The 24,198-nt window shown below is 72.5% G+C and carries 25 protein-coding genes; 11 read left to right on the top strand and 14 right to left on the bottom strand.

Annotation, left to right across the window (positions count from 1 at the left end):
* Window positions 1-21: 21 nt before the first annotated feature.
* On the bottom strand, window positions 22-1,284 hold the full coding sequence (locus ACN261_RS02880; protein ID WP_357927961.1) for an ROK family protein: 1,263 nt from the start codon (window positions 1,282-1,284) through the stop codon (window positions 22-24).
* Between the two features lie 73 nt (window positions 1,285-1,357).
* On the opposite strand from ACN261_RS02880, the gene xylA reads away from it, so the two are divergent.
* From xylA to ACN261_RS02865, 3 genes are all read left to right on the top strand, one after another.
* Entirely contained in the window at window positions 1,358-2,545 is a 1,188-nt protein-coding gene (xylA, locus tag ACN261_RS02875; protein ID WP_282267598.1) for a xylose isomerase, read from the top strand.
* Between the two features lie 11 nt (window positions 2,546-2,556).
* Window positions 2,557-4,017: a xylulokinase gene (gene xylB, locus ACN261_RS02870; RefSeq protein ID WP_421483835.1), complete on the top strand. Its 1,461-nt coding sequence runs from the start codon at window positions 2,557-2,559 to the stop codon at window positions 4,015-4,017.
* Between the two features lie 151 nt (window positions 4,018-4,168).
* Complete coding sequence (locus ACN261_RS02865) at window positions 4,169-5,581, top strand: MFS transporter (protein ID WP_421483834.1); 1,413 nt, start codon at window positions 4,169-4,171, stop codon at window positions 5,579-5,581.
* Window positions 5,582-6,244: 663 nt separating this feature from the next.
* On the opposite strand, the gene ACN261_RS02860 is transcribed toward ACN261_RS02865, so the two are convergent.
* From ACN261_RS02860 to ACN261_RS02840, 5 genes are all read right to left on the bottom strand, one after another.
* A complete protein-coding gene (locus ACN261_RS02860) occupies window positions 6,245-7,918 on the bottom strand; it encodes a glycoside hydrolase family 13 protein (RefSeq protein ID WP_421486907.1) in 1,674 nt (557 codons plus the stop codon).
* Window positions 7,919-7,965: 47 nt separating this feature from the next.
* The gene (locus ACN261_RS02855) at window positions 7,966-9,039 is read right to left on the bottom strand and encodes a LacI family DNA-binding transcriptional regulator (RefSeq protein WP_421483833.1); all 1,074 of its coding nucleotides are present in this window, start codon (window positions 9,037-9,039) and stop codon (window positions 7,966-7,968) included.
* 69 nt (window positions 9,040-9,108) lie between these two features.
* Entirely contained in the window at window positions 9,109-10,074 is a 966-nt protein-coding gene (locus ACN261_RS02850) for a carbohydrate ABC transporter permease (protein ID WP_422754885.1), read from the bottom strand.
* 1 nt (window position 10,075) lies between these two features.
* The gene (locus ACN261_RS02845; RefSeq protein ID WP_425848261.1) at window positions 10,076-11,125 is read right to left on the bottom strand and encodes a carbohydrate ABC transporter permease; all 1,050 of its coding nucleotides are present in this window, start codon (window positions 11,123-11,125) and stop codon (window positions 10,076-10,078) included.
* A 76-nt stretch (window positions 11,126-11,201) separates the two neighbouring features.
* Entirely contained in the window at window positions 11,202-12,542 is a 1,341-nt protein-coding gene (locus tag ACN261_RS02840) for an ABC transporter substrate-binding protein (protein WP_204928095.1), read from the bottom strand.
* A gap of 276 nt (window positions 12,543-12,818) precedes the next feature.
* On the opposite strand from ACN261_RS02840, the gene ACN261_RS02835 reads away from it, so the two are divergent.
* Window positions 12,819-13,589, top strand: coding sequence for a peptidoglycan DD-metalloendopeptidase family protein (locus ACN261_RS02835; protein ID WP_425848258.1), 771 nt, complete (start codon window positions 12,819-12,821; stop codon window positions 13,587-13,589).
* Window positions 13,590-13,626: 37 nt separating this feature from the next.
* Here ACN261_RS02835 and ACN261_RS02830 read toward each other — a convergent pair whose 3' ends face one another.
* The 5 genes from ACN261_RS02830 to ACN261_RS02810 all read right to left on the bottom strand — a co-directional run bounded on the left by ACN261_RS02830 (window position 13,627) and on the right by ACN261_RS02810 (window position 16,061).
* Window positions 13,627-14,121: a TspO/MBR family protein gene (locus tag ACN261_RS02830; RefSeq protein ID WP_421483830.1), complete on the bottom strand. Its 495-nt coding sequence runs from the start codon at window positions 14,119-14,121 to the stop codon at window positions 13,627-13,629.
* Window positions 14,122-14,270: 149 nt separating this feature from the next.
* Window positions 14,271-14,414 (bottom strand): GPGG-motif small membrane protein, encoded by a 144-nt coding sequence (locus tag ACN261_RS02825; protein ID WP_007464364.1) that lies wholly within the window; start codon window positions 14,412-14,414, stop codon window positions 14,271-14,273.
* 42 nt (window positions 14,415-14,456) lie between these two features.
* Entirely contained in the window at window positions 14,457-15,182 is a 726-nt protein-coding gene (locus ACN261_RS02820) for a metallophosphoesterase family protein (protein WP_357927978.1), read from the bottom strand.
* A 10-nt stretch (window positions 15,183-15,192) separates the two neighbouring features.
* Entirely contained in the window at window positions 15,193-15,459 is a 267-nt protein-coding gene (locus tag ACN261_RS02815; RefSeq protein ID WP_204928092.1) for a hypothetical protein, read from the bottom strand.
* Complete coding sequence (locus tag ACN261_RS02810) at window positions 15,456-16,061, bottom strand: nucleotidyltransferase (RefSeq protein WP_421483829.1); 606 nt, start codon at window positions 16,059-16,061, stop codon at window positions 15,456-15,458. Before ACN261_RS02810 ends, ACN261_RS02815 begins: the two co-directional genes overlap by 4 nt.
* Window positions 16,062-16,215: 154 nt before the next feature.
* On the opposite strand from ACN261_RS02810, the gene ACN261_RS02805 reads away from it, so the two are divergent.
* From ACN261_RS02805 to ACN261_RS02790, 4 genes are all read left to right on the top strand, one after another.
* Complete coding sequence (locus tag ACN261_RS02805; RefSeq protein ID WP_425848253.1) at window positions 16,216-16,956, top strand: dTMP kinase; 741 nt, start codon at window positions 16,216-16,218, stop codon at window positions 16,954-16,956.
* A 148-nt stretch (window positions 16,957-17,104) separates the two neighbouring features.
* Entirely contained in the window at window positions 17,105-18,019 is a 915-nt protein-coding gene (locus tag ACN261_RS02800; RefSeq protein ID WP_204928089.1) for a MurR/RpiR family transcriptional regulator, read from the top strand.
* A complete protein-coding gene (gene murQ / locus ACN261_RS02795; RefSeq protein WP_421483827.1) occupies window positions 18,016-18,990 on the top strand; it encodes an N-acetylmuramic acid 6-phosphate etherase in 975 nt (324 codons plus the stop codon). The genes ACN261_RS02800 and murQ overlap by 4 nt, the downstream gene beginning before the upstream one ends.
* 468 nt (window positions 18,991-19,458) lie before the next feature.
* Entirely contained in the window at window positions 19,459-20,448 is a 990-nt protein-coding gene (locus ACN261_RS02790; RefSeq protein WP_211291410.1) for a sigma-70 family RNA polymerase sigma factor, read from the top strand.
* 96 nt (window positions 20,449-20,544) lie between these two features.
* Here the strand turns inward: ACN261_RS02790 and ACN261_RS02785 are convergent, their stop codons facing one another.
* Window positions 20,545-21,528: an NlpC/P60 family protein gene (locus ACN261_RS02785; protein WP_425848250.1), complete on the bottom strand. Its 984-nt coding sequence runs from the start codon at window positions 21,526-21,528 to the stop codon at window positions 20,545-20,547.
* Window positions 21,529-22,010: 482 nt separating this feature from the next.
* Here ACN261_RS02785 and ACN261_RS02780 point away from each other — a divergent pair, with 482 nt between their 5' ends.
* Window positions 22,011-22,526, top strand: coding sequence for a DUF6232 family protein (locus ACN261_RS02780; protein ID WP_421483825.1), 516 nt, complete (start codon window positions 22,011-22,013; stop codon window positions 22,524-22,526).
* An 80-nt stretch (window positions 22,527-22,606) separates the two neighbouring features.
* Here the strand turns inward: ACN261_RS02780 and ACN261_RS02775 are convergent, their stop codons facing one another.
* Complete coding sequence (locus ACN261_RS02775) at window positions 22,607-22,936, bottom strand: DUF3817 domain-containing protein (protein WP_425848247.1); 330 nt, start codon at window positions 22,934-22,936, stop codon at window positions 22,607-22,609.
* 24 nt (window positions 22,937-22,960) lie between these two features.
* A complete protein-coding gene (locus ACN261_RS02770) occupies window positions 22,961-23,380 on the bottom strand; it encodes a hypothetical protein (RefSeq protein ID WP_421483823.1) in 420 nt (139 codons plus the stop codon).
* 154 nt (window positions 23,381-23,534) lie between these two features.
* On the opposite strand from ACN261_RS02770, the gene ACN261_RS02765 reads away from it, so the two are divergent.
* The gene (locus ACN261_RS02765; RefSeq protein ID WP_421483822.1) at window positions 23,535-23,855 is read left to right on the top strand and encodes a DUF6158 family protein; all 321 of its coding nucleotides are present in this window, start codon (window positions 23,535-23,537) and stop codon (window positions 23,853-23,855) included.
* Window positions 23,855-24,172: a hypothetical protein gene (locus tag ACN261_RS02760; RefSeq protein ID WP_421483821.1), complete on the top strand. Its 318-nt coding sequence runs from the start codon at window positions 23,855-23,857 to the stop codon at window positions 24,170-24,172. The genes ACN261_RS02765 and ACN261_RS02760 overlap by 1 nt, the downstream gene beginning before the upstream one ends.
* The last annotated feature ends 26 nt before the right edge of the window (window positions 24,173-24,198 follow it).

Raw genomic sequence — 24,198 nt, 5'->3', positions numbered from 1 at the left:
CGGCCAGCGCGGAACCGGGGGTCATCCCGGGCGGGAGAGCCAGCCGGACGGCCGGGCGATGATCCGGCGTACCACCGCGCCGGCCCCGCCGACGGCGGCGGACTCGGCCCCGAGCGCCGCCGGACGGACGGTCACCGGGGACCACCCGCTGGTGAGCACCCGGGCGTCGAGTTCGGCCAGCACCGGCGGGCACAGCCACTGCGCTAGGGTCGCGTATCCGCCGCCGAGCACGACAGTGTCCAGGTCGAGCAGGTTCACCACCCCGGAGACGGCCACCCCGAGCGCCGTGCCGGCGGCGTGCAGCGCATCGAGCGCGGCCGGGTCGCCGGAGCAGGCCAGGTCGGCCAGCCGGCGGGCGGCGGTATCGGCCGGCAGGTCCACCCCGGCCAGCCCGGCCGCGACCAGCACGGCCTCCTGCCCGGCGTACGTCTCCAGGCAGCCGCGTGCCCCGCAGCGGCAGGTGGGGCCGCCCGGATCGACAGGTACGTGACCCAGTTCGCCGCTCCACCCCCGGGAGCCCCGGAACAGCGCCCCGTCGAGCACGATCCCGGCGCCGATGCCGATCTCGCCGGAGACGTGCAGGAAGCTCTGCGGGCCGCCGGGGCGGGCGTGCAGCTCACCCAGTGCGGCGAGGTTCGCCTCGTTCTCCACCACCAGCGGCGGCACCCCGTCGACCGGGTCGGTGAGGGCGGGGTGGTCGGCGAGCAGGGCCGGCACGTCGACGTCGCGCCAGCCGAGGTTGGGGGCGAGCCGGACCAGGCCGCGCGCGTCGACCAGCCCCGGCACGGCCAGCGCCGCCCCGGCCAGGCCGAGCCCGGCGGCGTCGGCGGCGGTTCGCGCCCGGCGGGCCAGGGCGACCAGGTCGGTGAGCGCGTCGGCGGGGGAGAGGGGGCGCAGGTCGACCCGGCGCACCTCGTGGTGCCGGACGGCGCCGGTGAGGTCGACCACGCAGGCGGCGAGGTAGTCGACGTTGACCTCCAGGCCGAGCCCCGCCGGCCCGGTGTCGCCGAGCAGCAGTCCCCGGGCGGGGCGGCCGGCGCCGGTGCGGGGCGCGGGGTCGGCCTCGGTGACCAGCCGGCCGGCGATCAGGTCGTCGACGACGGCCGACACGGTGGCCCGAGTCAGGCCGGTGTCGGCGGCGATCTCGGCCCGCGACGGCGGCCGGCCGGTGCTGGCGATCCGCCGCAGCACCACGGCGAGGTTGAGTTCGCGCAGGCTTCCCTGGCGGACCGCGCCGACGGTCCGGGTCTCGGTCACCCCTTGACAGTGCCACAGCACGGCCATTTAATTCAACCACTGAACAAATTGCGGGCGACACACCCACCGCCACCACCATCATCACCACCGGAGGTCTGCCATGGCACCCCGTCCCACCCCCGCCGACAAGTTCTCCTTCGGGCTCTGGACGGTGGGGTGGCAGGCCCGTGACCCGTTCGGCGACGCCACCCGCCCCGAACTGGACGCCGTCGAGGCCGTGCACCGGCTCGCCGAGCTGGGCGCGTACGGCATCACGTTCCACGACGACGACCTGATCCCGTTCGGCGCCGACAACGCCGCCCGGGAGGCGCAGCTCGCCCGGTTCCGCAAGGCCCTCGACGAGACCGGCCTGGTCGTGCCGATGGTCACCACCAACCTCTTCACCCACCCGGTGTTCAAGGACGGCGGCTTCACCAGCAACGACCGTGACGTCCGCCGCTACGCGCTGCGCAAGGTGCTGCGCAACGTCGACCTCGCCGCCGACCTGGGCGCCAAGACCTTCGTCATGTGGGGCGGCCGGGAAGGCTCCGAGTACGACGTCGCCAAGGACATCCGGGCCGCGCTGGACCGCTACCGCGAGGCCGTCGACGTGCTCTGCCAGTACGTCGTCGACCAGGGCTACGACCTGCGGTTCGCCATCGAGCCCAAGCCGAACGAGCCGCGCGGCGACATCCTGCTCCCCACCGTCGGGCACGCCCTGGCGTTCATCTCCGAGCTGGCCCGCCCCGAGATGGTCGGCCTCAACCCGGAGGTCGGGCACGAGCAGATGGCCGGCCTCAACTACGCCCACGGCATCGCCCAGGCGCTCTGGCAGGGCAAGCTGTTCCACCTCGACCTCAACGGCCAGCGCGGCATCAAGTACGACCAGGACCTGGTCTTCGGCCACGGCGACCTGATGAACGCGTTCGCCCTGGTCGACCTGCTGGAGAACGGCGGCCCCAACGGTGGTCCGGCGTACGACGGCCCGCGTCACTTCGACTACAAGCCCTCCCGCACCGAGGACATCGCCGGGGTGTGGGCGTCGGCCGAGGCCAACATGGCGACCTACCTGCTGCTCAAGGAGCGGGCGGCGGCGTTCCGGGCCGACCCGGAGGTGGTCGAGGCGCTCGCCGCCAGCAAGGTCGGCGAGCTGGCCAGCCCGACGCTGGGCGAGGGTGAGGGCTACGCCGGGCTGCTCGCCGACCGGTCCGCGTTCGAGGAGTTCGACGTGGACGCGACGGCCGCGAAGGGCTTCGCCTTCGTCCGGCTCAACCAGCTCGCCGTCGAGCACCTGCTCGGCGCGCGCTGAGGCGGCCCGGCATGCCGCTCGTCGCCGGGGTGGACTCGTCCACCCAGTCCTGCAAGGTGGTGATCCGGGACGCGGAGACCGGCGCGCTGGTCCGTGAGGGCCGCGCGCCGCACCCGGACGGCACCGAGGTCGACCCACGGGCCTGGTGGGATGCCCTGCTGGCCGCCGTCGAGGCGGCCGGCGGGCTGGCCGACGTGGCGGCCGTGTCGGTCGCCGGTCAGCAGCACGGCATGGTCTGCCTCGACGAGGTGGGCGAGGTCGTCCGGCCGGCGCTGCTGTGGAACGACACCCGGTCCGCCGACGCGGCCCGGGACCTGATCGCCGAGGCCGGCGGTGGGGAGACCGGCCGCCGGTTCTGGGCCGACGCGGTGGGGCTGGTCCCGGTGGCCAGCTTCACCGCCACCAAGCTGCGCTGGCTGGCCCGGCACGAGCCGGAGCACGCCGCCCGGGTCGCCGCCGTCTGCCTGCCGCACGACTGGCTGACCTGGCGGTTGGCGGGTGCCCCCGGCCTGGCGGCGCTGCGCACCGACCGGGGTGACGCCAGCGGCACCGGCTACTGGTCCCCGGTGACCGGGCAGTACCGTCCCGACCTGCTGGAGAAGGCGTTCGGTCGGGTCGTCGAGGTGCCCACGGTGCTCGGTCCGGCCGCGCAGGCCGGCGTGCTCGACCCGGCCGTGCTCGGCGACGGCCGGGCGGTGCCGGGCGGGGACGTCCTGCTCGGCCCCGGCACCGGGGACAATGCCGCCGCCGCGCTGGGGGTCGGTGCCGGTCCGGGCGACGTGGTCGTCTCGATCGGCACCTCGGGCACGGTCTTCGCGGTGGCGGACACGCCGGCCGCCGACGCCGGTGGCGCGGTGGCCGGGTTCGCCGACGCGACCGGCCGGTTCCTGCCGCTGGTCTGCACGCTCAACGCGGCCCGGGTGCTCGACTCGGCGGCGACGCTGCTCGGCGTCGACCTCGACACCCTGTCCGAGCTGGCGTTGAGCGCCCCGCCCGGGGCCGACGGCCTGGTCATGGTGCCCTACCTGGAGGGTGAGCGGACCCCGGACCGCCCCACCGCCACCGGCTCGGTGCACGGCCTCACCCTGCGTACCGCCACCCCGGCGCACCTGGCCCGGGCGGCGGTGGAGGGGATGCTCTGTGCGCTGGCCGACGGACTCGACGCGCTGGTCGCCCAGGGCGCGACGGTCGAGCGGGTGATCCTGGTCGGCGGCGGCGCCCGCTCGGCGGCGGTCCGCCGGATCGCGCCGCAGGTCTTCGGCCGTCCCGTGGTGGTGCCCCCGCCCGGGGAGTACGTCGCCGACGGCGCGGCCCGCCAGGCCGCCTGGGTCGCCCTGGGCGGCGCGACGCCGCCCACCTGGGAGCCGAAGGACACCGAGGAGTACGCGGCGGAGCCCGTCCCCGCCATCCGCCAGCGGTATGCCGAGGCCCGCGACCACACCCTCGACCGGGTGGCCGTGCCGGGGGAGTGACCCACCCGACCGACGATGTCGGCCGGTGACCGGCGCACGGGGGCCGGTCACCGGCCGACGGCCGGTCCCGCCCCGCGTGGCCCGGCCCGCGTGGCCCCGCCCGGCGGGGGTGCCCGTCGGGTCGGGAGGCGCACCTGGTTGGCTGCCGGACATGACCGGCAGCAGGATCTCCCGGCGCGGGAACGCGGCGCACCGCCTCTACAGCGTCGTGGTGTTCGTGGTGCTCGCCTCCCTGGACAACGTGGCGATCGGCCTGGTGCCCCCGCTGTACGGGCCGATCTCCGGGGCGCTGGGCGTACCGCAGCGGATGCTCGGCCTGGTCACGGCGGTGAGCTTCCTGGTCAGTGCGGTCGCGGCGGTGGCCTGGGCGTACGTCGGCGACCGGACCAACCGCAAGCCGCTGCTGATGGTCGGCACGCTGGTCTGGGCGGCCGGCACCGGGGGCAGCGCGTTCGCCACCGGCTTCCCGACGTTCCTCGCCGCGCAACTGGTGGCCGCGGTCGGGTTGGGCGCGGTCGGCTCGGTCGGGTTCTCCGTGGTCACCGACCTGATCTCCCCGCGCCGCCGGGGGCTGGTGATGAGCTTCTGGGGGCTGTCGCAGGGGGTCGGCACCCTGGCCGGGACGCTCACCGGCGGGCTGCTCGGCGCGACCGACTGGCGACGCCCGTTCCTGCTGCTCACCGTCGTCGGTCTGGGCGCGACGGTCGCCTATCTGCTGACCTACGACATCCGGCGCGGGCAGAGCGAACCGGAGCTGGCCGCGGCGATCGAGGCCGGCGTCGAGTACGACTACCGGATCACCCGCTCCGACCTGCCGCGCATCCTGGGCCGACGGACCAACCGGTGGCTGATCCTGCAGGGCCTCACCGCGCAGGCGGCGTTCGGTTCGCTGGTGTGGCTGCCGGTGCTGTTCGCCGAGCGGGCGCAGGAGCAGGGCTACTCGACGGCGACGGCGGTCGTGGTGGGCAGCGTCTTCGCCACCCTGTTCCAGCTCGGTGGGGTGTTCTCCATCGTCGGCGGGCTGGCCGGGGACGCGCTGCAACGGCGTACCCCCCGGGGCAGGGCGCTGGTCGCGGCGGTCGGCGTGCTCGCGGCGCTGCCGTTCTACCTGGTGTTGTTCTTCGTGCCGATCCGGATCGACGTGCCCGACGGCGGCGGCACCGGTGCGGTGGTGGGTGCCGTGCTGGCCAGCGTGGTGACCGAGCCGACGGTCGGGCTGAGCCTGCTCACCGCCGTCGTCGCGTTGGCGTTGACCTCGGCGAACTCGCCGAACTGGTTCGCCCTGATCGCCGACGTCAACCCGCCGGAGCACCGGGGCACCGTCTACAGCCTGGGCAACCTGGTCAACGGGGTCGGCCGGGCCGCCGGCAACGGGCTGGTCGGCGCGGCCTTCCACGCGCTGCGGGCGGCCTTCCCGCCGCCGCTCAACTACGCCGTCGGGCTGGCCGCGTTCCAGCTCTTCTTCATCCCCACCGGGCTGATGTACTGGCTGGCCTCCCGCACGTCGCCCGGCGACATCGCCGCCGTGGGTGACCTGCTGCACGACCGCGCCGACCGCCACTGACCTGCTGGTGCCGGCCCCGCCCCGGGCTGGTTCTGCGCCGGTTGGTCTCGCGTCGGTTGGTCTGACGTCGGGTGGGTGTCGTACCGGGCTGCCCGTTCCCGCATCGACGGTCGCCATGCGGGCGTCCGTGCTGTCAGCGCCTGTCGCCTGTGCGCAAGCTCCTTGTGCCGCCCCCGTCCGGCGCAACTGGTAGCTGTCGCTGTCGGGGATGGATACCTCGGTCGGGTCCTTTCGAGCTGATGACGCCAACGAATCACCGCCAGGGGCGGGATCGGGTACGACCGAACCACCGCCCCGGGGAGACGGCTCGCCGCAGATCCGGGTCGCCGGTGACCTCACCCCGTGAATCGTTGACGCCATCAGCTCGAAAGGACGCGAAGAGCATTACCAAGGTCGCCGTGTCCCTCCGGGGCCTGCCGCCAGCCTCACACCGGTCCCGGCACGCCCCCGGCATCAGCATCAGGAACCCCGCCACCCCGCCACCCCTGCCACCAGGCCACCCCTGCCACCCCGGCCCGGTCCGGTCCGAAGTCCGGTCTGAACCGACCCTCGGTCCGAACTCCACCCCGGCCCGGTCCGAACCCACCCCGGCCCGGGTCCGAACTCCGGCCCCGGACCGGCTGGGCGCCGGGGCCGGGGCCGGAGTTCAGGGCCGGGGGTGGGTCAGGAGTGCCGCACCCAGACCGTGACGTCGGTGGGGACCCGACCGTCGGCGTCCAGCGGCGCGCTGCTGTGCAGCAGCTCCCCGGCCGGCGGCGGCACCGCGGCCGTGCCGAAGTTGGTCAGCACGGTCAGCCCGCCGTTGCGGAAACTCAGCACCTCGTCGCCCGAGGAGAGCCACTCCAGCGTCCCCCGACCCAGGGCGTGCTCGCGGCGCAGCCGCAACGCGGTCCGGTAGGTCTCGTACGTCGAACCGGGCACCCCCCGCTGCCGGTCCAGGGCGTACTCGGCCCACAGCGGCGGCTGCGGCAGCCAACTGGCGTCGGCCGGGCCGAAGCCGTACGACGGGGCGTCGGCCTCCCACGGGATCGGCACCCGGCAGCCGTCCCGACCGCGCTGGGTGTGGCCGCTGCGTTCCCAGGTCGGGTCCTGCCGGGACTCGTCGGGCAGCGTGGTGTGCTCCGGCAGCCCCAACTCCTCACCCTGGTAGAGGTAGGCCGAGCCGGGCAGGGCGAGCATCAGCAGGGTGGCCGCCCGGCCCCGGCGCAGGCCCAGCGCGGCGTCCGGCTGGGGGTCGCCGATGCCGATGCCGTTGGGCCGCCCGCCCTGGGCGGACAGCCCCAGCCGGGAGGCGTGCCGGATGACGTCGTGGTTGGACAGCACCCAGGTGGTGGGGGCCCCGACCGCGTCGGTGGCCTCCAGCGAGCGGGTGATCACCGCATACTGGGCGGGAGCCGTCCAGGCGGCGAGCAGGTACTCGAAGTTGAACGCCTGGTGCATCTCGTCGGGGCGGACGTAGCGGGCGATCCGTTCGGCCGGCTCCACCCACGCCTCGGCGACAAGGATCCGGTCGCCGTCGTAGGAGTCCAGCACCCGCCGCCACTCGCGGTAGACCTCGTGGACGCCGTCCTGGTCCCACATCGGCGGGCGCGGCTTGTCCGCCTCGTTGCCGGAGAGGATCTCCTGCGGCTCCTCCCAGTTGGCCAGGTCGGCCTGCTTGATCAGGCCGTGCGCCACGTCCACCCGGAAACCGTCGACGCCCCGGTCCAGCCAGAACCGGAGCACGTCGAGGAACTCGGCGCGGATCTCCGGGTTGTCCCAGTTGAGGTCCGGCTGGGCGGTGTCGAACAGGTGCAGGTACCACTGGCCGGGCCGGCCGTCGGGCTCGACGAGCCGGGTCCAGGCGGGGCCGCCGAAGACGCTCTGCCAGTCGTTGGGGGGCTCCGCACCGTCCGGGCCGAGACCGTCGCGGAAGATGTACCGGCCCCGCTCGGGGCTGCCGGGGGCGGCGGCGACGGCGGCCCGGAACCACCGGTGCGCCGACGAGGTGTGGTTGGGGACCAGGTCGACGATGACCCTGAGACCCTTCGTGCGGGCTTCGGCGATCAACCTGTCGGCGTCGGCCAGGCTGCCGAACAGCGGGTCGACGTCACGGTAGTCGGCGACGTCGTAGCCCGCGTCGGCCTGCGGCGACGGGTAGAACGGCGACAGCCAGACGGCGTCGACACCCAGCTCGGCCAGGTGACCGAGCCGGGCGGTGATGCCGGGCAGGTCACCGATGCCGTCACCGTCGGAGTCGGCGAAGGAACGCGGATAGATCTGGTAGATGACGGCCTCGGTCCACCATCCGGGTGCCACGCCCACGGACTGTTCCTGCTGCCTCGCGTCGGTGTTCAGAGCCTTCTCCCTGTGTCGAGCCGGTCGAGCCGTGCGGTCGAATCCGTTCAGTTTGCCCGGGGCGGGCCGGTCGATTCCCGTACCACCAGGCGAGTGGGCAGGATCACCGGCGGGTGCGGCGCGGGGGCGTCCGCCCCGGCTGCGCGCGGGGCCGGCACCCGGCCGGCGTCCGGCTCGGCGGCGGCGACGCCCAGCGGGTCGAGCAGCATCCGGGCGGCGAGCCGGCCCTGCTCGGCGGCGGGTTGGGCGATGGTGGTCAACCCGAGCACGGCGGACAGGTCGTGGTCGTCCACGCCGATCACGCTGACGTCCTGCGGGACGCGCAGCCCGGCGTCGCGCAGCGCGGTCATCGCGCCCATCGCGATCTCGTCGCAGGCGGCGAAGATCGCCGTCGGTGGTTCGCCCCGGGCCAGCAGCTCGACGGTGGCCCGGTTGCCGCCGTCGATGGTGAACTGCGACTCCATGTCCAGGCGGGGGTCGGGGCGTAGCCCGGCGCGGCGCAGCGCCTCCTGGTAGCCCCGGCGGCGGTCGGTGTGGGTGGTGAAGGCCAGCTCGTCGTCGGGGTCGCCGGAGATGTGGGCGATCCGTCGGTGGCCCAGGTCGAGCAGGTGCCGGGTGGCCGTCCGCGCCGCGGCCACGTCGTCGATCCGCACGCAGGGCCAGCCGGGGACGGTGCTACCGGAGCTGATCGTGATGCCGGGCAGGTGCAACTCGGCCAGGGCGGTCAGGTCGGCCGGGCGCAGCGGGGTGGCGACCAGCATGATCGCGTCCACCCGCTTGTGCAGGTTGGCGGTGCGCAGCACCCGTTGCCGCACCTGCTCGCGCCCGCCGAGGTTGTAGAGCAGCAGGTCGTAGCCGGACTGGTGGAGGAAGTCCTCGACCGCCTCGACGACGGTGCCGAAGAACCACCTGGTGATCCGGGGCACCACCACGGCGACCGTGCCGGTGCGGCCACCGGCCAGCCGGGAGGCGCTCGGTGAGACCGCGTACTGGAGCTGTTCGGCGGCGGCGAGCACCCGGCGGCGGGTCGCGGCCGACACCGTCGGCAGGCCGCGCAACGCCCGGGAGACCGTGGCCGTGGAGACCCCGGCCAGCCGGGCCACGTCGTCGATTCTCGTCACGCTGTCGTTCCCCCGCTCCGCGCCGACCCCCGTCGCCGCCCGGCAGCACCGGGCGGCGACGGACGGCCGTCAACCCTTGACGCTCCCGGCGAGCAGGCCACGCACGAAGAAGCGCTGCAACGACAGGAACACCACCAGCGGTACGACGATCGAGACGAACGCGCCGGCGGTGAGCCGCTGCCACTCGTTGCCCCGGGTGCCGGCCATCTCGGCCAGGCGCACGGTGAGCGGGGCGGTCTCGTTGCCGCCACCGGCGAAGATCAGCGCGACCAGCAGGTCGTTCCAGACCCAGAGGAACTGGAAGATGCCGAACGCCGCCAGCGCCGGGGTGATCAGCGGCAGCACGATGGTGCGGAAGATCTTGGGGTGGGTGGCCCCGTCGACCCGGGCCGCCTCCATCAGGTCCCGGGGGAGCTGCGAGATGAAGTTGTGCAGCAGGAACACCGCGAAGGGCAGGGCGAAGCAGGTGTGCGCGAACCACACCTGGGCGAACTTCTGCTCGTCCACCAGGTTCCAGGCCGGCATGAGCTGGACGCCGGCGAGGGTGACCCCGGTGGAGAAGAACTTCAGCAGCGGCACCAGGGCCATCTGCAACGGCACGATCTGCATCGCGAAGATCGCGATGTAGAGCCAGTCCCGTCCCCGGAAGTTGATCCAGGCCAACGCGTACGCGGCGAGTGAGGCGAACGCCAGCGGGAAGAGCACCGACGGGATGGTGATGGCCAGCGAGTTGATGAAGTAGCTGGCCAGCTGACCCGACGACGAGGAGGAGCCGAACAGGACGTCCTGGTAGTTCTCCAGGGTGAACTGCGGGTCGGTGAAGAAGGTCCACCACCCGGTGGACTTGATCTCGGCCTCGGGCCGGAACGAGGAGACGAACAGGCCGAACGTCGGGATCGTCCAGAGCAGCGCGATGACGATCGAGACCAGGGTGGCCGTACGGCTGTTGAGCCGGCTACGGACCCGGCCGGCGGCGCTCGTCGGCTTCCCGGTGGCCTGGGCCCCGGCTCCGACGGTGGGCGTGGCGGTGGTCATCTCAGCCCTCCCGCTGTTGACGCAGGTTGCGGATCTGGTAGATCACGATCGGGATCACCAGGATGAAGAGGAAGACCGCCAGGGCGGAGCCCTGCCCGTTCTCGCCGTACCGGAACGCCTGGTTGTACATCTCGTTGGCGATCACGCTGGTGTCGTAGTTGCCGTTGGTGGCGGTCCGGACGATGTCGAAGACCTTCAGCGTGGCGATCGACAGGGTCACCACGACCACGATCAGCGCGGGCCGGATGCTCGGCATGGTGATCTGCCAGAACATCTGCCACGGGCTGACCCCGTCGAGGCGGGCCGCTTCGACGATGTCCGCCGGGATCGCCTTGATCGCGGCGGAGAGCACGACCATGGCGAAACCGGCCTGGATCCACACCATGATCACGATGAGCAGGAAGGTGTTCAGCGGTGAGTCGAGCAGCCACTGCCGGGGTTCACCGCCGAGGCTGACCACGATCTGGTTGAGCAGGCCGATCTGGTCCTGCTCCTCGCTGCGGTAGGCGTAGACGAACTTCCAGATGATGCTGGCCCCGACGAACGAGATCGCCATCGGCAGGAAGATCAGTGACTTGGCGATGGACTCGAACCGGGCCTTGTCCACCATCACGGCGTAGAGCAGGCCGAACGTGGTGGCCACCAGCGGCACCAGCAGCACCCAGATCAGGGTGTTGAGCAGCACCCGGACGATCGAGTCCTCGGAGAACATCCAGCCGTAGTTGCGCAGCCCCACCCAGTCGTTGCTGCCGGCGTCCATGAAGGAGAGCAGCACGGTGCGCAGCGCCGGCACCACCAGCCCGACGGAGAGCAGCAGCAGCGTCGGCAGCAGGAAGAAGAGCGCGAACAGGCCCTCCCTCGGCTTGCGTCGGCGGGGCAGGGGGCCGCCACCGGTCGAGGCGGCGACCAGCTGCGCCTCCCGACGGCGGGTGAACCAGGCCGGCACCACGTCGAGGAGCAGGAGCAGACCGCCCACCACCGCGACGAAAGCGATCAGCCCGTACATCAGCATGAGGAACTTCGGCTGTTCCTCAGCGAAGTCGAACTCCATCGACCCTCCCTCTCAAGGGTTCGTATCCGACGGGTGGCCCGGTCCGCACCGTGCGGACCGGGCCACCCGTCTCAGATCACTTCCAGCTGTTCTCGATGCCGTTCAGCACCGTGGTGGTGTCCTTGCCGTTGATCCAGTCGACCATGCCCTTCCAGAAGGTGCCGTTGCCGACCGCGGCCGGCATCAGGTCGGAGCCGTCGAAGCGGAAGACGGTCTTCGGGTCCTGGAGGATGCCCACGGAGAGCTTGTCCACCGGGTTCGGGACGTTGGCCAGGTCGAGCTTCTTGTTCGCCGACACCCAGTCACCGATCTTGGCGCGGCTGTTGGCGTACTCGCCGGAGGCGAGGTAGGTCTGCACCGCCTGGACCTCGGGACGGTCGGTGAAGGCCGCGACGAACTCGCCGCCACCCAGCACCGGCTTGCCCTTGGCCGCGTCGATCGACGGGAAGTAGAACGCGAAGACGTCGCCGTCCTCGGCCACCTTGGTGCCCTCGGGCCACTGGTTGGCGTAGAAGGACGCCTGCCGGTGCAGGGCGCACTTGCCGGTGGTGATCGGCACGCCGGCCTCCTGGAAGGAGGTGGTGGCGATGCTCTTCACGCCGCCGAAGCCGCCGTTGACGTACTTGTCGTTCTTGAGGATGGTGCCGGCCCGGTTGAGGGCGTCGGCGACCTGCGGGCTGTTGAACGGGATGCCGTGGGTGGTCCACTGGTCGTAGACCTCGGGCCCGGCCGTACGCAGCAGCACGTCCTCGATCCAGTCGGTGGCCGGCCAGCCGGTGGCGTCACCGGACTCGATGCCGGCGCACCACGGCTTGGTGCCGCTGGCCGCGATCGTGTCGGAGAGCTTGATCAGCTCGTCCCAGGTGGTCGGGACCGCCCAGCCCTTCTCCTTGAAGGTCTTCGGCGAGTACCAGACGAACGACTTGACGTTCGAGCCCAGCGGGGCGCCGTAGAACTGGCCGTTGATGGTGGTGTACTTCAGCCAGTCGGGGGAGAAGTTCGCCTCGGCCTCGGTCTTGGTGGCGGCGGCGACGGGCTTGAGGTTGCCGCCGTCGACGAACCGCTTGACCAGGCCCGGCTGCGGGATGAAGGCCAGGTCGGGCGCGTTGCCGCCCTGCACCCGGACGGGGAGCTGGGCCTCGAACTCGCCGGAGCCCTCGTGGTCGATCTCGATGCCGGTGCAGTCCTCGAACTGCTTCCAGGACTGGGCCAGCCGGTCGGCCTCGATGTCCCGGATCGACGAGTAGATCGTGACCTTCTTGCCGTCGTTGTCACCGTACTTCTCGTATGCGGCGCATTCGGCCGAACCCGCGTTGCTGCTCTTCTTGTCGTTGCCGGTGCCACAGGCGGCGGCGCCGAGCGCCAGCCCCAGCACGCCGGCGATCGCGAGAGCCTGGCGTGATCTGGCAAACGCCATGCCGTTCTCCTTCCTTGCCGGCGCGCCCACAGGTGGGGGAACCCGACGCCGGTCCGATGAGTCGTCCCCACATGTAAGCGCTTGCATGCCGATCGGTCCACCCCCTGGCGGACACGGCCCGGTAACAATCCCGAAATCCCCTCATCGCAGGTGGAGGCGCTCCCACCCGTGCTCACCGAGTAGGGGTCGACAGGGGTAGGCGCGGGTTGGCATCGATGGCGATATCTGCCACCCTCAACGCAAGACATTGAAGGATCTCGACATCGGAGGTGTGCGGTGCGCAGACGGTGGAGCCTGCTGGCGGCGGCCCTGTTGGTCACCGGGACCCTGGTCCCGGCCGGTCCGGCCTGGGCCGCGCCCACGTTCAAGGTGCCCTTCCCCTGCAACCAGTCCTGGTCGGGTCAGACCCGGTCGGACCACAGCCCGGCGAACGCGATCGACTTCAACCGCACCGACGACCAGGGCGATCCGGTGGTCGCCAGTGCCCCGGGCACCGTCGACCGGGTCACCGACCTCGGTGGCACGAGCTACGGCAAGTACGTCCGGATCGACCACGGCGGCGGCTACACGACCTACTACGCCCACCTCAACGGCTTCAACGTCTCGGTCGGCCAGAAGGTCGGCTACGGCAAGGTGATCGGCTGGGTCGGTAGCACCGGCGGCTCCACCGGCCCGCACCTGCACTACGAGCAGCGCCTCAACGGCGACGACATCAAGGTCAAGTTCAACGGCACGCTCGCGCTGTACTGGGGCACCAAGACGTACACCAGCGGCAACGGCTGCTCCAGCGGCACCGGGTCGGGCACGGTCGACACCGCCGGCTCCCCGCTGACCGTGCGTTCCGGGCCGGGCACCGGCTACGCGTCGGTCGGCACGGTCGCCGACGGCGCCACGGTCACCATCGGCTGCCAGACCAGCGGCACCACGGTCACCGGCACCTTCGGCACCAGCTCGATCTGGGACCGGATCGGCTCCGGCCGGTTCATCGCCGACGCCTACGTCTACACCGGCCACGACGGCTACATCCCCAACGTGCCCCGCTGCTGACCCCGTCGGGCACCGGGCCGCCGGGCCCGGTGCCCGGTCAGCCGTTGAGCCGCCAGATCGAGAAGTTCAACGCGGCGGCGAAGGTGACCCAGGCCCAGTAGGGCAGCAGCAGGGCCGCCGCCGGCCGCCGGACCCGCCAGAAGGCGACCACCGTCACCGCGATCGCCAGCCACATCAGCACGATCTCGGCGAAGGCCAGGCCGTAGCGTCCCGCGCCGAAGAACAGCGGGGTCCAGATCGCGTTGAGCACCAGCTGGACCGTCCACGCCCACAGCGCCGGGCCGAAGCCGACCCGCCGCCAGACCAGCCAGCCGGCGACCGCGATCAGCGCGTACAACACGGTCCAGACCGGGCCGAACAGCCAACCCGGCGGGGCCCAGGCCGGCTGCTGGAGCGAGGCGTACTCGTCGCGGGTGCCGGACACCCCCAACCCGCCGATCGCGGCGGCGACCGCGACGGCCGCGCCGAAGCCGAGCAGCACCCACCAGGTTCGCGCCGTGCCGGTCCGCCGGTCGCTCCGGGTTATCTCCATGGTCAAGATATTTCCCGGGTACGCGATCCCAAACCCGTTGCGGCCCCCGGACAGCACAGCGCCGGGGTCGTCGGTGCCGGACGCTCCTGTCTGGGAGGACGGAGCTTCCGGGGGCGACGACCCCGGCGGGTCAGGTGCGGGTACCGGCGTCAATTGAAGATGCTGACACCACCCGGGCCGACCAGAAGGCCGACGACGATGAGGACGATGCCCCACAGGATCTGCCGGCGGAACAGCGCGAGGATGCCGGCGACCACGAGTACGACTGCGAGAATCCAGAGAATCAGCTCCATGGCTGCTGAATACCCGGCGTCCCGATTCCGAAAACCTGCTTCTCAGTCGATCTGATCACCGCCGAGGTGGAAGACGCTGTACGCCTGTTTGATCACCGGATGGGCGACGTTGCGTACGCGTACCCCGCCCGGGGTGACACCACGTTCGCTGCCGGCGTGCGCGTGCCCGTGCAGGGCGAGCGCGGTCGGCGCCGAGTCGATCGCCTGACCGAGCTGGTACGACCCGAGGAACGGGTAGATCTCCAGCGGCTCGCCGGCCAGGGTGTCCGGCACCGGGGCGTAGTGGGTCAGCGCGACGAGCAGGTCGCAGTCCAGCCCGCGCAGCGCCTCGCCCAACGCCGCCGCGCTCTCGTTGCTGGTCCGGACGAACGACTTCATCTCCGGCTCGCCGAAGTCGCTGGCGCACCGCCCGGCGAACCCGCCGCCGAAGCCCTTGACGCCGGCCACCCCGAGCCGGCCGCCGGGGCACTCCAGCACCGTCCCGGTCCCCTCCAGCACGGTGATCCCGGCATCCTCCAGCACCTTGACCACCTGCGGCACCTGGTCGCACTGGTGGTCGTGGTTGCCCAGCACGGTGACCACCGGCACCCCGAGCCCGCCGAACTCCTCGGCGACGCAGCGCGCCTCGGCCTCGGTGCCGTGCCGGGTCAGGTCGCCGGCGAGCAGCAGCACGTCGGCGCAGTCGGGCAGCTCCTCCAGGGCCGGGCGGAACCGGCCCAGCACGTCGGCGTCCAGGTGCACGTCGCCGACCGCGGCGATCCGGATCATCGGGTCCTCCTCACGGCAGCTCCTCGACCTGCACCGGCGCCTGGGTGCGGATCACCCCGATGTCGCTGGTGATCGCCTCGTCGGGGAACCGTTCGGCCACCCGGCGCAGGATCTCCGCCCGGCGCTGCGGGCTCTCCACCTCGCCGGTGAGGACCAGTCCCGGTTCCCGGCGGACCACGGTGATGCCCTGCTCGGCGACGTCCGGGTCCTCGGTCAGCAGCCGTTGGATCTCCGCCTCGACGTAGGCGTCCGGCGGGCCGGCGCTGTGCTCGGTCACGGGGTCTCCCTTCCCTCGGGGATGCGGGCGTACGGCACCGGCGTGCCGCCGTACGGGACGACGTCGAGCCGGTCCAGCAGCATCAGGAACGCTTCGGCGTACGGCGAGTGCTGGGTCTCCTTGCGTACCCGCTCCCAGTCGATCTGTTCGCGCAGCGACCGGGCCAGCGGCAGCCCCCGGGCGAAGTCGCAGTAGTGCTGGGAGAAGCTGAGCAGCTTGTGCACCATCAGCCGGGTCGCCGAGAGCACCGGCATGCGGATGGCGTCCACCGGGCGGACCACCGTGTCGGCGAGGGTCTCGCGGGTCACCGGGGTCTCCACCGGCCGGTGGATCAGGTCCACCATCCGCCCGTCGTCGTAGACCTTGACCAGCCAGTCCTCCGGCGGGCGCTCGGCGGTGAAGCCCTCGTCGGTCAGCGCCTGCAGGGCCCGCTCGACGTCCGCCTCCTGGAGCAGGAAGTCCACGTCGTGCTCGCTGGAGTGGCCGCCGTGGGCGTAGACGGCGAAGCTGCCGCCGAGGGCGAAGGGGATCTCGTTCTGCTTGAGCACGGCGGCGACCCGCTTGAGGGTGTGCAGGAGGCTGACGTCCCCGCGCTCGGCCATCTGGTCTCTCCCGTCGTGAACGGTCGGTGGGAAATGACGTTGCGTACCCGGCGGTCCGCCCGCCCACACCTGCCGGGCGTGCCGGTCCGGTCATCGCGCCCGTCCGGGCATCGACCGGACGGGCGGGATGCGCCCGTCGGATATCCTGGGCAGGGTGGCCAGATCGCGGCGCGCGACCGACGGTGGGACCCGACTGCGGCGCGTCGCGCTGATCGGCATCGACGGTTCCGGCAAGACCACCCAGGCGTACCGGCTCGCCGCCGCCCTCACCTCGGCCGGGCGACCCGCCACCTACCACCGCAACGCGGGCGGCCGGCGCTGGCTGGGCCGGCTCGCCGCCCGGTTCGGCCGGGCCGACGCGCAGCTGCTGGTGGGCCGGGACGGGATGCTCGCGGTGGAGTCCGTGCTGCGCTGGCTGGCGATCGCCGCCGCGCTGCTCAGTTGCCTGGTGACCGGCCGTACCGCCGTGATGGACCGCTACTCCGCCTGCCAGTACGCCAGCATCCGGGCGCACGGTGGGCAGCGGTGGGAGCGGCTGGCCCGGGCCGGCTACCGGGTCTTCCCCGCACCACAGGTCACCTTCCTGCTCGCGGTCGACCCGGTCGAGGCGTACCGGCGGATCGAGCGGCGGGGCGAGGACCACGAGACGATGGGTTGGCTGACCGCCGCCGACGCGGCCTACCGGTCGCTGCCCGAGTACCCGGGTTTCGTGGTGGTCGATGCCGGCGGCGGGCCCGACGAGGTGTCCCGGCGGATCCGCGCGCACCTGGCGCGCTGGTTGCCGCCGGAGGAGGCCGGGCCGGTCGTCGATGATCCGCCGGACGGCACCGGGCCGTCCACCCCGCAGGCCGCCGGCGGGCCCCGCGAGCCGGTCGCCGCGCAGACCCGCCCGTAGACCGAGCCGATTCCACCGGACCGGCCGAGGCGCGTCAGGCTGCGCAACTGGGAGTCTGGGCCGGCACGCCCCCGGAGCGGGGGATACTTCCTGTCGGATACGCGCGGTCGTGGTTGACGCTCGCGGCTCATGAAAGTAAGTTTCATCCGTGGCGAAAAGTCCGAAGATTTCCGCGAGTCACGAGCCGGGTGGACTCATCGTCCACATCAGTGGCCTGCTCCCGTCGCTGTCCCCCGCCGAGCAGCGGGTCGCCCGACTGGTCGTCGCCGACCCGGCCGATGCCGCCCGACGGACGATCACCGACCTCGCCACCGCCGCCGAGACCTCCGAGGCCACCGTCATCCGGTTCTGCCGGTCCGTCGGCATGGACGGCTACCCGCAGTTGCGGATCCGGCTCGCCGCCGAGGCCGCGCGCCGCATCGAGCCGCCGGACGCCCGGGTGGTCGGCGGGGACATCCCGCCCGGTGCCGACCTGGCCCAGATCATCGCCACCATCTCCTTCAACGACGCGCGGGCCGTCGAGGAGACCGCCGAGCAGCTCGACCCGGCCGTCTGCGAGCAGGTCGTCGAGGCGATCGTCAGCGCCGGCCGGATCGAGGTCTACGGTGCCGGCGCGAGCGGGTTCGTCGCCTCGGACTTCCAGCAGAAGCTGCACCGCATCGGTCGGGTGGCGTTCTCCTTCCCCGACGTGCACACCGCGCTGACCTCCGCCGCCCTGCTCGGCAGGGGCGACGTGGCGATCGGCATCTCGCACAGCGGCACCACCTCCGACGTGATCGAGGTGCTCGAACAGGCCCGCTCCCGGGGGGCGGTCACCGTCGCGCTGACCAACTTCCCCCGCTCGCCGATCACCGAACGGGCCGACTTCGTCCTCACCACCGCCGCCCGCGAGACGACCTACCGGTCCGGGGCGATGGCCAGCCGGCTCGCCCAGCTCACCGTGGTGGACTGCCTCTTCGTCGGGGTGGCCGCCCGGAACCGGACCCGGACCCGGCGGGCGCTGGAGGTCACCGCCGAGGCGGTGCGAACACGCCGGGTCGGCGGCGGTCGGAGGCGCTCGTGACCGCCGGTCGGGTCGGGCCGGACGACGTGGTGGGGCAGCGGGGCGGCGAGGGCGTGGTCGACCTGCGGCCGGTGGTCCGCGTCGGGGCTCCGACCGAACAGCGCAACCCGCACAGCACCGACCTCGACCTGATGTCGACCCGGGACGTGCTCACCGTGATCAACGACGCCGACCGGCGGGTGCCGGCGGCGGTGGCCGCCGTCCTGGACGAGATCGCGGTGACCGTCGACCTCGCGGTGACCGCACTGCGCGGCGGTCACCGGGTGCACTACTTCGGGGCGGGCACGTCCGGCCGCCTCGGGGTGATCGACGCCGCCGAGCTGGCCCCCACCTTCAACTCCCCGCGCGGCTGGTTCTGCGCCCACCTGGCCGGCGGGCCGGACGCGATGTGGCAGGCCGTGGAGGACGCCGAGGACGACCTGGCCGGCGGGGCCGACGAGGCCGCCAGGTGCGTCACCGCCGGGGACCTGGTGGTGGGGCTGGCGGCGAGCGGACGCACCCCGTACGTCCTGGGCGCACTCGACGCGGCCCGGCAGCGGGGGGCCGCGACCGTGCTGCTGTGCGCCAATCCGGAGGTCCGGGCGGCGGCCGGGGTCGACGTGGTCATCGGGGTCGACACCGGTCCCGAGGTGGTGACCGGCTCGACCCGGATGAAGGCGGGCACCGCGCAGAAGCTGGTGCTGAACACCTTCTCCACGGCGGTGATGGTGCGGCTGGGGCGGGTCTACTCCAACCTCATGATCGATATGGTGGCCACCAACGCCAAGCTGCGGGGCCGGATGATCTCCATCCTGATCGAGGCGACCGGCTGCTCCGAGGAGGTCTCCCGGCGGGCTCTGCACGAGGCCGACGGCGACCTGAAGACGGCACTGGTCTCGCTGCTGTCCGGGGCCGGGACCGACGCGGCCCGCGCCGCGCTGGCCCGGACCGCGCACCAGGTCCGGGGTGCCATCGCCCTGCTCGCCTCCTGACCGCCCCGCCGGCCGACCCTGCCGAGGGTGCGCGGGGGTGTCACCCTGCGGGGGTGACACAGAACACCGTGTCGCCGGGACGTCCGCCACGCCACGGATTGTTGTTCGGGGCGTGGGGTAATCCAGGACCGCCTGGTGAACCGACCGGTCCACCGGCCCGTATCTGGCAGTGACTCCGGTCGCAGCCGGACGGTGACGAGGATCGCGGTTTACCGGGGCGCCGCAATGACGCGGGGCCCGGCGTACCACCGCCGACAACCGTGCCGACCAGCGGCGATCGCGCAGCCGGCAGCCGGCCCCACGGGGCCGCTGACAGCAAACGTGGACCGGGCTTTCAGCTGGTACTCAGGCATTCGTGACACTTTCGACTCACGACATGGAATCCCCGACCCGTCTCGACTGTTGTGCAGGTGTCAGCACCGGCGGGCAGCAGGGGCGTTGCACGGGGGAGGGCTGATGGACGTGGGGATGGCAAGGAACCGGGCAACCGGCGCGAGCGAGGGGACCGTGGACACCGTGGACAAGAACATCGGCATGCGAACCGACGAGGTCGCCGAGGAGCGTGACCTGGTCGGCGTCTACCTTCACGAGATCTCCCGGACGCCACTGCTGGACGCCGCCAAGGAGGTCGACCTCTCCAAGGCGATCGAGGCCGGCCTCTACGCCGAGCACCTGCTCGGCGAGGACCGCGTCCCCGCCGGGGTCGACCGGGACGACCTGGAGCGGCTGGTCGTCGAGGGGGAGCGGGCGAAGGATCTCTTCATCCGGGCCAACCTGCGACTGGTCGTCTCGATCGCCCGCCGGTACGTGCGCTCCGGGATGCCCATGCTGGACCTGATCCAGGAGGGCAACACCGGTCTGGTGCGCGCGGTCGAGAAGTTCGACTACGAGCGGGGCTACAAGTTCTCCACCTACGCCACCTGGTGGATCCGGCAGGCGATCAGCCGGGCCATCGCGCAGCAGGAACGCACCGTCCGGCTGCCCGTGCACTTGGTCGAGGACGTCAACCGGATGCGCAACGTGGCCCGGCAGCTCACCCGTGAGCTGGGTGGCGACCCGGAGCCGGAGCAGATCGCGGCCGCCCTCGGCGTCACCGTCGAGCGGGTCAACGAGCTGGTCCGCTGGTCGCAGGACACGGTGTCGCTGGACACCCCGGTCGGGGACGACGGCGACACCAACCTCGGTGACCTGGTCGCCGACAGCGACGCCCCGTCCCCGGAGGACATCGTCCTCACCGGGTTGGAGCGGCAGCGCATCGAGGGCCTGCTCAACCACCTCGACGACCGGTCCGCCGGCATCATGCGGGCCCGGTACGGCCTGGAGGACGGGCGGGAGCACTCGCTCACCGAGGTGGCGTCCCGCTTCTCGCTCTCCCGGGAGCGCATCCGCCAGCTGGAGATCCAGGCGCTCGGCCGGCTGCGTGAGCTGGCCCGCGCGGAGGGCCTCCAGGCGGCCTGAGCTGGCCGTCCCGCAGGTGACCTGAGCTGGTAGTAATGACGGCGAACGGCCGGCGTCCGATAGGGGGACGCCGGCCGTTCGCCGTTGTCGTGCCGGTCAGCGGACCCGGCCGTAGCCGGCGATGCTCATCATGTTCATCTTCCGCTTGAGCACGTTGCGCCCGGCACTCGGCGCGTCGATCACCTGACCGTCGCCGACGTAGAGCGCGACGTGTCCCAGCCCCGAATAGAAGACGAGGTCACCGGGGCGCAGCTCGCTACGGCTGACCCGGGAGGTGGCGTTCCACTGCATCGCCGCGTTGTGCGGCAGCCGCTTGCCGGCGGACCGCCAGGCGGCGAGCGTCAGGCCGGAGCAGTCGTACCCGCGGGGCCCTTCGGCCCCCCAGACGTACGGCTTGCCGATCGCCCCGTAGGCGTACCGGACGGCGGCCCCGGCACCGCCGGAGACGGCCGGCGTGTCGGAGGTGTCGGGTGGCGTCGCGCTCTTCGGCTTCTTGACCGGGGCCTCGGTCGCCCGACCGTACGCCGCCCGCCGCATGTCGTAGAGCTTCGACAGATCCTGCTCGATCCGCTTCTTGGTCTTGGTGAGCGCCTTCGACTGGGCGGCCTGCCTGGCGAGCGTCGCGTCCAGCTTGGCCTTCTGGTCGAGCAGCGCCCGCTGGTCGGCGGTGTACCCGTCGATCTGCTGTTGCCGGTGCCGGGTGAGCTGGTCGAGGGTGCCGAGCCGGTCGACCAGCGAGCCACCGGCCGGGTCGAGGATCGCCTCGGCCGTCCGCAACCCACCGGTCTTGTACGCGGTGGCCGCGATCTCGCCCACCGCCGCCCGGCTCTGGGCGGCCTGGGCCTCCAGGGGGCCGATCCGCGCGTGCAGTCCGGCCGCGGTGGCCTGGTTCGTCTTTATCTCCTCGTTGAGCTTGTTGTACGACTCGACGATCCGTTCCAGCTCGGCCGAGGACCGCTCGATCCGGGCGGTGAGGTCGGCGACCGAGGGCTCGGCCCGGACCGGGGCCGACGGGGCGATCAACGCGGCCGACAGGCCGGCGACCACCAGGGTGCGCAGCAGCATCCGTAAGGACGACAAGAGCGGAAGACTCCTCTCCCACCGGTCACCGGAGGATGCTGAGCCCCCGGCGACACCGGCCCGGGCCCGTCCGGATGGACGGCCGTGTACCGAGCCGGCCCGATCAACCTAACCTGTGGCGGGAGTGACGCGCAGACAAAGCAGCGGCGAATGTTGGCTGAGCGCTCCGGCGGGTCGTTGTGGCAGGTGACACCGCTGATGCGGGACGGACGGCCGGTGCCCGGGTTCTGCGAGGTGTGCGAGGAAGGTCTGATTCGTCGTTCCAGACGGATACCGGTGTGGAACGCGTGCTAATAGTCGGATAAAACCGGAATGGTGGTCAGATGCCGGCGACGCGGGGACGTCGCGCTCGCCGGATGTGTCGGAAATCGGAGAGCGGTCCGGGCGGGTCGGCACCAGACTGGAGCCCCGGCCGGGAATCCCGCCGTACGCAGGTGGCGTGGTGGTGGGGCGACCGGCTCCGTCGGCCCCGGGAGGACGCCGTGCAGGCAGACCGCGCCAGCACCCGACCGCCACACTGGTCCCGACCGACCACCCTGCTCTACGCCCGGCCCGGCATCGTGGTGACCACCGAACGGTTCACCGCCGGCCGCAGCAGCTACGCCGTCGCCGACCTCACCCACCTGCGTACCGGCCGCGGGCCGCACGACCGGCTCGCCGTCCGGGTCGTCACCTGCGCCGCCGTCGGGGCGGGCACCGTCGGCGTCCTGCTCGGTTTCACCGGCGGGCTGGAACGACTCACCGCCGGGGCCTACCTGGCGCTGGGTGTGGTGTGCCTGCTGCCGGTGCTGCTGGTGCTGCTCGGCGACCGCTGGCGGCCACCGGCGCACGAGCTGTACGGCCACTGCCACGGCACCGAGCTGCTGCTGTTCAGCAGCGACGACCGGGAGCAGTTCGAGCAGGTGGTCGACGCCCTGCACCGGGCCCGGGAGCAGCACCGCTACCCCGACGCGGACGACCCGTCACCCACGGCCACCTACTGGCGACCGGCCCGCTGAGGCGGCGGCCCGTGCCGCCCGGTACGGGCCGCCGCCTCAGCGGGCCGGCGTGGTCCGGTCGGGCGGCGGCCGGTTCCGGGTCAGCGGCCGACCGGCTCCGGCGTACGGGTCGGCGCGCTGGCCGCCAGTTCGCGGGTCACCTTGCGTTCCGCGACGAACGACACGAACGGCACCGTGCCGGCGAGCATCACCAGCAGCATCCGCTTGAGCGGCCAGTCCACCCGCCGGCCCAGGTCGAAGGTGGCGGCCAGGTAGAGCAGGTAGAGCCAGCCGTGCGCGGTGCCGACGACGGCCACCACGATCGGCTCGTCGAACGCGTACTTCAGCGGCATGCCGATCAGCACCAGCACGGCCAGCGCCACGCCCACGATCCAGGCGATCACGCGGTACCGGGTAAGGGCTCCGCCCACCGTCGTCCGTCCTTCCGACCGGCCTCAGCCGGGATAGTCGCCGGGCCTCGCGCCCGGATTGTCGTTCAACCAGGTCAGATAGCGGTTGTACGCGGCCAGGTCGGCGTCGTCCGCGCCGTCGACCGGGGCCGCCGGCACCCGGGCGACCCGCACCGGCCGCCGCACCACCGGGGTACCCGGCCCGGGGGTGGCCGGCTCGGCCGGTGCCGCCCCGGCCGGCGGGGGCGCGGCGGTGGGGGCGCGTAGCGCGTGCCGGACCTCCCGCCACCAGACGAAGACCACGAAACCGGCGAAGATCGGCCACTCCACCGCGTACGCCCAGCTCAGCGTGTTACCGGAAGCGGCCCGGCTGATCTGCCACCAGCCCAGCGCCAGGAATCCCGTGACCAGGACGACCAGGGCCACGTGGCGGACGATCCACGCCGGTGTCCAGAGCCGCTTCATGCCGTCGAGGGTACCGGGAGGACCCGGCGTCTCCGACGCGACGTCGTAGTCGCCGCGCCGTCGGGCGGTCCGCCGCCGCCGCGCCGCTGGTTTGGTGCCAGCCCGGCTGGGCAACCGTCTAGACAGCCAGACCAGTCGAACCCGAGGGGACGACATGACCGACTCAGCACACCGCTCCGACGACTCCAGCACCGAACAGCGCATGCCGCAATGGGACGGTGACCACGTCCACCGGGCCGCCACCGTGGTCACCGAGACCGACGGCGAGCTGCTCGGGGTGGACCCGGCGGAGCTCGCCGACGACGACCTGATCCGCGAGTTGCAGAGCCTGCACCGCACCCGGCTCGACACGCTGCGCCACGCCGCCGACTCGGCGCTCGCCAACCACCTGCGCCGCACCGCCGAGCTGGAGACCGAGTACCTGGCCCGGCACCCCGGCCGCGAGGTGGACCCGCACCGGCTGCGGGACGCCTGATGGGCACCCGCGCCGAGCGCGGCATGTCCGCGCCGCCCGAGGTGGTGTTCAGCACCGCCACCGACCCCGAGCGGATCGACGCCTGGCTGCCCGGGGCGCTGCGGACCGACGGCCCGACCCCGAGCAGCCGCTCCGACGACGAACTGCACGCCCGCTGGGACGGCCCCGACGGCACGGCCGAGCTACGGGTCGCCCCGGCCGACGCCGGTGGGGCCCGGGTCCGGCTGGACCTGCCCGCGGGCGCGGACGCCGGCCTGGCCGACGAGTCGCTTGCCAACCTCGAACGTGAGGTCGCCGAGAACCTGACCGCAGGTTGACCCCACCCGCCCACCCCGACGCGCCG

It is taken from the genome of Micromonospora sp. WMMD723, from assembly GCF_049863385.1.
GTDB lineage: Bacteria > Actinomycetota > Actinomycetes > Mycobacteriales > Micromonosporaceae > Micromonospora > Micromonospora wenchangensis.
The sequence above is the reverse complement of the archived record's forward strand: the minus strand, read 5'-3'. Positions and strand labels throughout refer to the sequence as shown.

Coding starts and splice junctions, on each gene's coding strand:
- ACN261_RS02880 (WP_357927961.1), bottom strand. CDS start 1,284: ATGGCCGTGCTGTGGCACTGTCAAGGGGTGACCGAGACCCGGACCGTC.
- xylA (WP_282267598.1), top strand. CDS start 1,358: ATGGCACCCCGTCCCACCCCCGCCGACAAGTTCTCCTTCGGGCTCTGG.
- xylB (WP_421483835.1), top strand. CDS start 2,557: ATGCCGCTCGTCGCCGGGGTGGACTCGTCCACCCAGTCCTGCAAGGTG.
- ACN261_RS02865 (WP_421483834.1), top strand. CDS start 4,169: ATGACCGGCAGCAGGATCTCCCGGCGCGGGAACGCGGCGCACCGCCTC.
- ACN261_RS02850 (WP_422754885.1), bottom strand. CDS start 10,074: ATGACCACCGCCACGCCCACCGTCGGAGCCGGGGCCCAGGCCACCGGG.
- ACN261_RS02845 (WP_425848261.1), bottom strand. CDS start 11,125: ATGGAGTTCGACTTCGCTGAGGAACAGCCGAAGTTCCTCATGCTGATG.
- ACN261_RS02840 (WP_204928095.1), bottom strand. CDS start 12,542: ATGGCGTTTGCCAGATCACGCCAGGCTCTCGCGATCGCCGGCGTGCTG.
- ACN261_RS02830 (WP_421483830.1), bottom strand. CDS start 14,121: ATGGAGATAACCCGGAGCGACCGGCGGACCGGCACGGCGCGAACCTGG.
- ACN261_RS02825 (WP_007464364.1), bottom strand. CDS start 14,414: ATGGAGCTGATTCTCTGGATTCTCGCAGTCGTACTCGTGGTCGCCGGC.
- ACN261_RS02820 (WP_357927978.1), bottom strand. CDS start 15,182: ATGATCCGGATCGCCGCGGTCGGCGACGTGCACCTGGACGCCGACGTG.
- ACN261_RS02810 (WP_421483829.1), bottom strand. CDS start 16,061: ATGGCCGAGCGCGGGGACGTCAGCCTCCTGCACACCCTCAAGCGGGTC.
- ACN261_RS02790 (WP_211291410.1), top strand. CDS start 19,459: ATGGCAAGGAACCGGGCAACCGGCGCGAGCGAGGGGACCGTGGACACC.
- ACN261_RS02770 (WP_421483823.1), bottom strand. CDS start 23,380: ATGAAGCGGCTCTGGACACCGGCGTGGATCGTCCGCCACGTGGCCCTG.
- ACN261_RS02765 (WP_421483822.1), top strand. CDS start 23,535: ATGACCGACTCAGCACACCGCTCCGACGACTCCAGCACCGAACAGCGC.
- ACN261_RS02760 (WP_421483821.1), top strand. CDS start 23,855: ATGGGCACCCGCGCCGAGCGCGGCATGTCCGCGCCGCCCGAGGTGGTG.